General features: G+C 70.3%; 6 protein-coding genes. 5 read left to right on the top strand and 1 reads right to left on the bottom strand.

The window, feature by feature from the left end; genetic code table 11:
* Positions 1–112: 112 nt before the first annotated feature.
* The gene (locus VF697_RS26720) at positions 113–1,165 is read left to right on the top strand and encodes a patatin-like phospholipase family protein (RefSeq protein ID WP_331099546.1); all 1,053 of its coding nucleotides are present in this window, start codon (positions 113–115) and stop codon (positions 1,163–1,165) included.
* A 46-nt stretch (positions 1,166–1,211) separates the two neighbouring features.
* On the opposite strand, the gene VF697_RS26715 is transcribed toward VF697_RS26720, so the two are convergent.
* Positions 1,212–2,303 carry a glycosyltransferase family 1 protein gene (locus VF697_RS26715; protein ID WP_331099545.1) on the bottom strand — a complete coding sequence of 364 codons (1,092 nt, stop codon included), beginning with the start codon at positions 2,301–2,303 and terminating at the stop codon, positions 1,212–1,214.
* Positions 2,304–2,346: 43 nt separating this feature from the next.
* Here VF697_RS26715 and VF697_RS26710 point away from each other — a divergent pair, with 43 nt between their 5' ends.
* The 4 genes from VF697_RS26710 to VF697_RS26695 all read left to right on the top strand — a co-directional run bounded on the left by VF697_RS26710 (position 2,347) and on the right by VF697_RS26695 (position 9,712).
* Entirely contained in the window at positions 2,347–4,593 is a 2,247-nt protein-coding gene (locus VF697_RS26710) for a glycosyltransferase family 4 protein (protein ID WP_331099544.1), read from the top strand.
* On the top strand, positions 4,590–5,036 hold the full coding sequence (locus VF697_RS26705) for a hypothetical protein (RefSeq protein ID WP_331099543.1): 447 nt from the start codon (positions 4,590–4,592) through the stop codon (positions 5,034–5,036). Before VF697_RS26710 ends, VF697_RS26705 begins: the two co-directional genes overlap by 4 nt.
* A 24-nt stretch (positions 5,037–5,060) precedes the next feature.
* Positions 5,061–5,822: a glycosyltransferase gene (locus tag VF697_RS26700; RefSeq protein WP_331099542.1), complete on the top strand. Its 762-nt coding sequence runs from the start codon at positions 5,061–5,063 to the stop codon at positions 5,820–5,822.
* A 101-nt stretch (positions 5,823–5,923) separates the two neighbouring features.
* Positions 5,924–9,712 (top strand): FAD-dependent oxidoreductase, encoded by a 3,789-nt coding sequence (locus tag VF697_RS26695; RefSeq protein ID WP_331099541.1) that lies wholly within the window; start codon positions 5,924–5,926, stop codon positions 9,710–9,712.
* The last annotated feature ends 57 nt before the right edge of the window (positions 9,713–9,769 follow it).

Here is a 9,769-nt window from a genome sequence, read left to right as displayed (position 1 = left end):
TGGGGCGGATGACTGGCTGAGCGGCTGGCCGCTCGCCTGCCCTGGGGCCCGTACCGACGACGCCCGTCACATCCGGGCCACCCGCTCTCCTTCCTTTTAGGAGAGATGACACATGGCACGGCTCGACAAGGCAGACGCGGTATTCGAAGGCGGAGGGGTGAAGGGGATCGGACTGGTCGGCGCCGTCGAATACATGGAAGAGGTCGGCCTGCAGCTCCAGAACGTCGTGGGCACCTCGGCCGGGGCGATCGTCGCGGCCCTCGTGGCCGCCGGGTACTCGGCCGCCGAGCTGCGCGCCATCATGGAGAGCCTCGACTACCGACGCTTCCAGGACATGAGTACGCTGGATCGGATCCCGTTACTGGGACCCGCGCTGAGCGTGCTGAAGGAGAAGGGCCTCTACGAGGGGAACTACTTCGAGAACTGGCTGCGGAAGCTGCTGGCCGAGTCCCCTCGCAAGGTCCGCACCTTCCGCGACCTGCATATGGACGGCGAGACGCCCGAGTCGAAGTACTTCTACCGGCTGCAGGTCATCGCCACCGACCTGACCCGGCGCAAGATGCTCGTGTTGCCCTGGGACATCCGCGACTACGGGTATGACCCCGAGGAGCTCGACGTGGCCCGGGCGGTGCGGATGAGCATGAGCATCCCCTTCTTCTTCGAGCCCGTGCAGGTCCAGGACACGCGGGGTGAGACGTGCTTCATCGTGGACGGTGGGGTGCTCAGCAACTTCCCGGTCGACATCCTCGACAACGGCAAGGCCAACCCGCCCTGGCCCACCTTCGGCTTCAAGTTGGTGGATCGAATCCAGGACGATGGCCGGGTGGAGGAGAAACCGAACCGCATCCGAGGCCCCGTCTCGCTGCTCCGGGCGATGTTCTCCACGATGCTGGAGGCGCACGACGCGCGCTACATCAAGCAGAAGAACTTCGACCGCACCATCGCCATCCCCACGCTGGGAGTGGGGACCACGGACTTCGGCATCCGCCGCGAGCAGACCCAGGCGCTTCACGGCGCGGGTCGGGAAGCGGCGAGGCGGTTCATCGAGAGGTGGGACTTCCAGGCATGGATCGCGAAGCACCGCCTGCCCGAGGTCCTGGGCCAGAAGGGCGCGAATGACACCGAGCCCACTCGCGTGGAGATGGAAGAAGCCGCACGGGCGTGAGCCCTCGTTCCCCGAATGGGCTCCTGTCCTCCCCTGGCGGAGAGCCTCACCGCCACAGTGCCGCCTCGTAGGCCGCGAGCGTCTCGTCCGCGCAGCGCGCCCAGGTGAACCGGGCCGCCTGCTTGCGGCCCGCCTCCGCCCAGCGCCGCCGATCCGTGTCCGAGCGCATCAGCCGGTCCAGCGCCTCCGCCAGCCCCTCGGCGTCATCCGGCCGCACCGCCGGAGCCGCCTCGCCGCACACCTCCGGCGTGGCCCCCGTCGTGGAGACGATGGCCGGCGTCCCCAGCCGCATGGCCTCCAGCGGCGGCAGCCCGAAGCCCTCGTAGCGGGAGGGGAACACGAACAGCGCCGCCCGCCGCATCAGCTCGTAGAAGACGGGCTCGGACTGGTACCCGAGCGTCCGGATGTCATGGCCCTCGGAGCGCAGGCGCACGATGCGCTGCTCCACCGCGCCCGAGCCGAACCAGCTCTGCCCCACCATCACCAGCGAGACGGGCCGCCCCCGCGCCTTCAGCCGCTCGAGCGCGTCCAGCACGAGGCTCACGTTCTTGCGCACGTCCAGCGAGCCCGCGTACAGGGCGAAGCGCTGGGGCAGCGCGAGCGCGCGCAGGAAGTCCTCGGTGGTGGCGTCCGGCACGTGGCCATCCACATGGTCCACCCCGTTGTACGCCACCGACACCTTGTCCGCCGCCTCGGGGTGGCGCGCCAGGAGATCCTTCCGGGTGCACTCGCTCACGCAGACGATGCGGTCGGCCACCCGCACGCTGCGAGCGAGCCACAGGCGGAACTGCCAGCGGTAGGCGCGGGAGACCGTCTCGGGCATCAGCAGGGGGATGAGATCGTGGACGGTGACGACGTAGGGCTTGCCGGGGGTGCGCGCCAGCGGGAGGTTGAAGTTGCCCAGCGCGTGGTACAGCAGCGCCTGCGAGTGCCGCAGCGCCAGGGGCAGCCGACCCAACACGTAGGCCGTGCGCCCCATGCGGCCGCGAGGGTCCTCTCCGGAGAGCCGCGCCCCCAGCCGCTCCAGGCGCACGCCCCGGGTCTGGAGGGCCGAGGCCAGACACCGGGTGTAGAGACCGATGCCCGTGGTGGGCTCGTCCCACAGACTCGCATCGAAAGCGACAGGACCGATGGACACGGCGCGCCTCATACCATGCCGCTGTGATAGGCAAGGTGCCCCTATGGCGGTCCATCAGCTGATTCCGAGCTTCGTGGCGGGCGACGCCACCGGACAGGCGGCGCTGCACCTGCAACTGCTGCTGCGCCGGCTGGGCCACTTCGGCGAGCTGTACGCGGGCGAGGTGGGCGCGGGCCTCGGGTCCCTCGCGCACCCGGCCTCGGCGCTGCGCCCGGCCCCGGACGACCTCGTCCTCTACCACCACGGCATCGCCTCGCCGCTGAGCAGCCGGCTGATGCACCTGCCCTGCCGCCGGGGCGTCGTCTTCCACAACATCAGCCCCGCGCGCTTCTACGCGGGCACCCCGCTGGCCGAGGCGCTCGTCACGGGGCGGGCCCAGCTCGCCGCCATGGCCCCCTTCGTGGACGTGGCCCTCGGCGTGTCGGACTTCAACTGCGCCGAGCTGCGCGAGGCCGGCTACCGAAACGTCCACACCGTCCCCCTCTTCGTCGAGCCCGAGCGCTTCTCCGAGGCCAACGCGGACAAGGCGATGTTGCAGCGCCTGTCGGGCCCGGGGCCGGTGGTGCTCTCGGTGAGCCGGGTGGCGCCGCACAAGCGCTTCGAGGACCTGCTCGCGCTGCACACGGAGCTGCTGCGGCTGCGGCCCGACGCGCGCCTGCTGGTGGTGGGCGGGTACGAGGCGGGCAGCCGCTACTTCAAGTCGCTCCAGCGCACGGCGCGCGGGCTGTCCGGGGTGAACTTCCTCGGGCGGCTGAACCACGCGGAGCTGGTGGCGGCGTACCGCTCGGCCCACGTCTTCGTCTCCATGAGCGAGCACGAGGGCTTCGGCGTGCCGCTCATCGAGGCCATGGCCGCGCGGGTGCCGGTGCTGGCCTACGCGGCGGCGGCGGTGCCGGAGACGCTCGGGGGCGCGGGCATCGCCTTCGACCAGAAGCGCTTCGACTTCCTCGCCGAGCTGGTGGTGGACGTGTGCGAGGACCTGTCGCTGCGCGAGCGCCTGCTCGCGGGCCAGGCCCGGCGGCTGGAGGACTTCTCCGCCGAGGCGAGCCAGAAGACCCTGGCGAAGGCCCTGGGCGAGAGCAGGCGCCCGAAGCGCCGCGCGCTGCCGGCGAAGAAGAAGCCCCGGGTGGGCGTGGTGGTGCAGCGCTATGGCGAGGTGACGGGCGGCGCCGAGCGCCACGCCCAGCAGGTGGTGGAGCAGCTCGCGCCGCACTGGGACCTGACGGTGCTCACCACGAGCGCGCGAAACCACCTCACCTGGGAGAACGTCTTCCCGGCGGGCGAGGAGCAGGACGCGAACGTGGAGGGCGTGCAGGTGCTGCGCTTCCCGGTGACGCGCGTGCGGAACATCCGCCCCTTCAACACGCTGTCCAAGCAGGTCTTCGACAAGCCCAACGAGCGGCTGCGCGAGGAGCACTGGGTGGCCGAGCAGGGCCCGCTGGTGCCCGGGCTGCTGGAGCACCTGGACTCGCACGGGGCGGACTACGACGGCTTCGTCTTCTTCACCTACCTGTACGCGCCGACGGTGTGGGGCGTGCCCATGGTGGCGGAGCGCGCGCTGCTCGTCCCCACGGCGCACGACGAGCCGCCCATCCGCTTCGGGGTGTACGCGGACGTCTTCGAGCGGCCCCGGGCCCTGCTGTGCAACACGCCCGAGGAGGTGGAGCTCATCGGCCGGTACTACCCCAACCATTCCCCCGCGCGGGTGGTGGGCGTGGGGGTGGACGTGCCGGCGGAGGTGGACCCGAAGCGCTTCCGCGAGAAGTACGGCGTGCGCAACCCGTACCTCCTCTATGTGGGGCGGCTGGAGGCCGGCAAGGGGATCCCCGAGCTGCTCGCGCACCACCGGGAGCTGCGCTCGCGCTTCCACGACGCGCCGGATCTGGTGCTGGCCGGCGAGGCGCACATGGAGCTGCGCGGCGAGGGCGTGCGCCACGTGGGCCGCATCGACGAGGAGGACAAGCACGACGCGCTGGCCGGGGCGCTGGCGGTGACGGTGCCCTCGCGCTTCGAGAGCCTCTCGCTGCTCACCCTGGAGGCCTTCGCCTCGGGCACGCCGGTGCTGGTCAACGGGCACTCGGAGGTGCTGGTGGGCCAGGTGGCGCGCAGCCAGGCGGGCAAGACGTACACGGACCTGGAGTCCTTCATCGAGGGCCTGCGCGTGGTGGGCGAGCAGCGCGGCGCCATGAGCCGGCGCGCGCGCACCTACGCCGCGCAGTACACGTGGCCCAAGGTGGTGGACGCCTACCGGGAAGAGATGGAACGCATCGTCAGGGAGAAGAGCCGATGAAGCTGCTGGGACGGGACATCCCCGCGCGCGAGCTGCTCGCGCGCATCGAGGAGCGCCTGCGCACGCGGGGGCTGCCCACCTCGGAGTCGGTGGAGCTGCCCGAGGAGGGCGTGGAGCCGCGGGTGGATCCGCTCTCCTTCTACCTCGAGGCGCTGGAGGCCAACGCGGACGCCACGCAGCCCCTGCCGCTGCACACGCACCGGGGCGGCGCGGGCCAGCTCGTGCTGGTGGCCAAGTGGGCCTTCCGCAAGACGTGCCAGGTGTTCATCAACGAGACGCTCGGCCGCCAGCGCGTCTTCAACGGCCATGTGCGCGACTCGTACGCCCAGCTTTCCGCCGAGGTGATGCGCCTGCGCGCCGAGGTGGAGACCCTGCGCGCCGCCCAGGCCACGCCTCCCCCGCCGGAGCCCCCGTCGAGGCGGGGCTCGAAGAAGGGCGGGTAGCGCGGTGGGCGGCGAGGTCCGGCCGTGACGCCGCCGACCGTCAGCGTGGTGATTCCCGCGTACAACGAGGGCGCGCGGCTCCCCGCCTTCGTGGAGCGGCTCACGCGGGCCAGCCTCGCGCACCGGGACACCGTGCTGGAATTCATCGTCTCGGATGACGGGAGCGCCCCGGACCACGCCGAGCCCCAGCGGCGAAGCGTCGCCAGGGCCCAGGCCCGGCTGGCTGAGGCCGGCGCCCCCCACCGCTTCCGCTACGTGGCCGCCGAGCGCAATGGCGGCAAGGGCTCGGCCATCCGGAGGGGCTGGCGCGAGGCCGACCCCCAGGCTGACTGGCTGGCCTTCCTGGATGCGGACGGCTCCATCAGCGCGGAGGAGTTCCTGCGCCTGGCCGCCATGACGACCACCGAGGAGGTGGACGTGCTGGCCGGCTCGCGGGTCCTCATGGCCGGGCGCCGGGTGGAGCGCCGGCTCTTCCGCCACCTCCAGGGGCGCGTCTTCGCCACCCTCACCGACCTGCACTTCCACCTGGGCTATTACGACACCCAATGCGGGGCGAAGCTCTTCCGGGCCTCGCTCCTGCGGCCGCTGCTGGACCGGCTCCAGGAGGAGCGGTGGCTGCTGGACGTGGAGCTGCTGGTGCTCCTGCGCGAGCAGGGCGCCCGGGCCCTGGAGGTCCCCATTGATTGGGCTGATGCCGGCGATTCGAAAGTCCGATTCGGCCTGGATGCGGCGAAAATGTTCTGGGGGTTGAGGAAGATGCACCGCCGGCTGTACCGGCCCCAGTAGCTGCCCTGTTCGAGTCCGCTTGCTTTCCAGTCGGCGGGCCGCGAAATAGGGGCCGCATGGCGACCGTTTTGTTCTGGTTGCCTTCCCTCACTGCGAGTGACATGCGTCCCTTGAACGCCCTTTCTTCCAACGACGGCCCCTCGCTGACCCTCGGCCTCCCTGGCTTCAGCTTCGAGGACTTGTACCGCCCGCGCGGCCTGCGCCGCCTGTCCGAGCGCTTCGACGAGCAGCTCGCCGCGGATGCGCCCGAGCTGTTCCAGGAGTTCGACGCCTATCGCAAGTCGGGCGGCAAGAGCCTCACCGGCCCCGCCGAGTCCGAGCTGCTCATCCGCGTGTCGCGGCACGTGTCGGCCTTCATCACCCGGCTCTTCGGCCTGGAGACGGACGTGGACCGGCTGGCCCGCCACCTCAAGGGCGAGCTGCCGCTCTTCGACTTCAAGCGCGAGTTCATCACCCGCCGCGTCTTCAAGAAGGGCGCGAGCGACCGGCCCGCGCTCGCCGAGTACCCCTCGCTGGACGCGCGGATGCGGCTGATGCTGTCGCTCGCCTTCCCCGAGGCCATCGCCAGCGACGACATCGAGCGCGCCCTGGCCGAGTCCATCCTCACGCTGATGGACCTGGAGCGGCTCTTCTCCGGCAACGCCGGCAACCTGGCGCCCCTCACCCCGGAGCGGGGCGAGGAGCTGCGCGCCAAATGGACGGGCATCCGCGCCGCCCTGCTGTCCTCGCCCGAGGGCAAGGAGGCCTTCGGCTCCAGCCTCGTCACCCACGGTGACGACAAGGCGGAGTTGCAGGCGGTGAGCAACCTGCTGTCGCTGGCGGATCGCTGGACGTACGCCCGCGCGCTGCACCCGGAGATGAAGGAGCTGTTCCACAAGTGGCCCACGCACCGGGTGCCCAAGCCGCTGGTGTTCGACCAGCTCGTGCAGCTCGAGCGGCCGGACGAGAAGCTGCCGGAAATCACCCAGGGCTCGGACCACCACCTGCGCTACCGCGACGGCTTCAAGCTGACGGACCCGCGCGGCACCCCGCGCGAGGTGATGGGCGAGGTGGACTACTGCGTCATCTGCCACAAGCGCGAGAAGGACTCGTGCTCCAAGGGCTTCCAGGCGAAGGACCCGGTCATCGAGGGTCACACCTTCAAGAAGAACCCGCTGGGGATTCCGCTCACCGGCTGCCCGCTGGACGAGCGCATCTCCGAGGCGCACACGCTCAAGGGCGAGGGCAACTCGCTGGCGTCGCTGGCGGTGGTGATGGTGGACAACCCGATGTGCCCGGGCACCGGCCACCGCATCTGCAACGACTGCATGAAGGCCTGCATCTTCCAGAAGCAGGAGCCGGTGAACATCCCCATGGTGGAGACGGCCGCCCTCACGGACGTGCTGAACCTGCCCTGGGGCTTTGAGATCTACGGCCTGCTCACGCGCTGGAATCCGCTGAACGTGCGCCGCCCGTACGCGCTGCCGTACGTGGGCCGCAACGTGATGGTGGTGGGCCTGGGCCCGGCGGGCTACACGCTCTCGCACTACCTGCTCAACGAGGGCTTCGGCGTCGTGGGCATCGACGGCCTGAAGATCGAGCCCTTCCCGGACGAGCTGGTGGGCCGCAACGGCAAGGCGCTCCAGCCCATCCGTGACTGGAAGGCGCTCACCCGCGAGCTGGACGAGCGCATCCTGGAGGGCTTCGGCGGGGTGTCCGAGTACGGAATCACCGTGCGCTGGGACAAGAACTTCCTCACGCTCATCCACCTGACGCTGGAGCGGCGGCAGAACCAGCGCATCTACGGCGGCATCCGCTTCGGTGGCACGCTGACGATCGAGGACGCGTGGAAGCTGGGGTTCGACCACATCGCGATCGCGGCGGGCGCGGGCAAGCCCACCATCATCGGGATGAAGAACAACCTCATCCGGGGCATCCGCAAGGCGAGCGACTTCCTGATGGCGCTGCAGCTCACGGGCGCCTTCAAGCGGGACTCGCTGGCCAACCTGCAGGTGCAGCTGCCGGCCATCGTCATCGGTGGCGGCCTGACGGGCATCGACACCGCCACGGAGCTGCTGGCGTACTACCCGGTGCAGGTGGAGAAGACGCTCGAGCGCCACGAGAAGCTGGCGGCCGACGTGGGCGAGGAGGCCATCTTCGCGCGCATGGACGCCGAGGAGAAGGCCACCTACCAGACCTTCCTGGAGCACGGCCGGGCCGTGCGTGCCGAGCGCCAGGAGGCGCAGACCGAGGGCCGGGCGCCGGACTTCATCCGGCTGGTGCGGGCCTGGGGCGGGGTGAGCCTCGTGTACCGTCGCGGCCTCACCGAGTCGCCGGCCTACCGCCTCAACCATGAGGAAGTGGCCAAGGCGCTGGAGGAGGGCATCCGCTTCATCGAGCGCATGAGCCCGGTGGAGGCGCTGCCGGACGAGAAGGGCGCGGTGAAGGCCATCCGCTTCGAGCGCATGGTGACGAAGGACGGCAAGCTGCGCGGCAGCGGCGAGTTCTTCGAGCTGCCGGCGCGCACGGTGTGCGTGGCGGCGGGCACGGCGCCCAACGTCACGTACGAGAAGGAGTACCCGGGCACCTTCGAGCTCGACGAGAACCGCGAGTACTTCAAGAGCTACGAGCTGGCGGAGCAGGCGGAGGGCTTCGAGCTGGCGCCGGTGCAGCCGGTGGAGGACATCGGCGCGAAGGTGGGCTTCTTCACCTCGTACCGCAAGGACGGGCACTTCATCTCGTACTTCGGCGACAACCACCCCACCTACGCGGGCAACGTGGTGAAGGCCATGGCGAGCGCGAAGGACGGCTACCCCGAGGTGGCCCGTCTGTACGCGAAGGAAGTGGCCGCCATGGACTTCGACGACGAGCTGGCGCAGGTGCGGCGCGACGAGAAGCTGGTGGCGCACTTCAAGCAGCTCGACGAGGCGCTGCTGGCCACGGTGGTGACGGTCAACCGGCTCACGCCCACCATCGTCGAGGTGGTGGTGAAGGCGCCGTTCGCCGCGCAGCACTTCGAGCCCGGCCAGTTCTACCGGCTGCAGAACTTCGAGCGCACCGCGCCCGTGGTGGACGGCGTGCGCCTCACCATGGAGGGCCTGGCCCTCACCGGTGCCTGGGTGGACAAGGAGAAGGGGCTGATGGGCACCATCGTGTTGGAGATGGGCTCCTCGTCCCGTCTCTGCGCCGCCCTGAAGCCGGGCGAGCCGGTGGTCCTCATGGGCCCCACGGGCGCGCCCACGGAGATCGGCCACAACGAGACGGTGCTGCTCGTGGGCGGTGGCCTGGGCAACGCGGTGCTCTTCTCCATCGCGCGCTCGCTGAAGGCGGCCGGGTGCAAGGTGGTGTACTTCGCCGGCTTCCGGCAGCGCGCGGACATGTTCAAGCGCGAGGAGATCGAGGCCGCCACGGACCAGGTGGTGTGGTCGGTGGACGCTGGCGACCTCATCGAGGCGCGGCGCCCGCAGGACACGGCCTTCCGGGGCAACGTGGTGCAGGCGATGCTGGCCTACGCCAAGGGGGAGCTGGGCGTGGCGCCGGTGGCGTCCTTCAAGGACGTGAACCGGATCATCGCGATCGGCTCGGACCGGATGATGCGGGCGGTGCAGGAGGCCCGGCACGGCGTGCTCCAGCCGTACCTCAACCCCGAGCACGAGGCGATCGGCTCCATCAACTCGCCCATGCAGTGCATGATGAAGGAGATCTGCGCGCAGTGCCTCCAGCGGCACGTGGATCCGCGCACGGGCAAGGAGACGTGGGTGTTCTCCTGCTTCAACCAGGACCAGCGGCTGGACCAGGTGGACTTCGTGAACCTCAACCAGCGCCTGCGCGGCAACACGGTGCTGGAGAAGGTGGCGGACCTGTACCTGGCGCAGCTGCTCAAGAAGGTGCCGGGCCTGCGTCGCGTGTAGCGCCCCTCCCCTGACGGGAGAGGAAGAGGGCTGGGGCGAGGGTCATCCTCCCCCGGC

The organism is Archangium sp., assembly GCF_036388035.1.
GTDB lineage: Bacteria > Myxococcota > Myxococcia > Myxococcales > Myxococcaceae > Archangium.
This window is presented reverse-complemented; position numbering and strand designations above follow the sequence as displayed.

What these genes read in the sequence shown, in the direction of transcription:
- VF697_RS26720 (WP_331099546.1), top strand. Translation starts at nt 113, where the DNA reads ATGGCACGGCTCGACAAGGCAGACGCGGTATTCGAAGGCGGAGGGGTG.
- VF697_RS26710 (WP_331099544.1), top strand. Translation starts at nt 2,347, where the DNA reads ATGGCGGTCCATCAGCTGATTCCGAGCTTCGTGGCGGGCGACGCCACC.
- VF697_RS26705 (WP_331099543.1), top strand. Translation starts at nt 4,590, where the DNA reads ATGAAGCTGCTGGGACGGGACATCCCCGCGCGCGAGCTGCTCGCGCGC.
- VF697_RS26695 (WP_331099541.1), top strand. Translation starts at nt 5,924, where the DNA reads ATGCGTCCCTTGAACGCCCTTTCTTCCAACGACGGCCCCTCGCTGACC.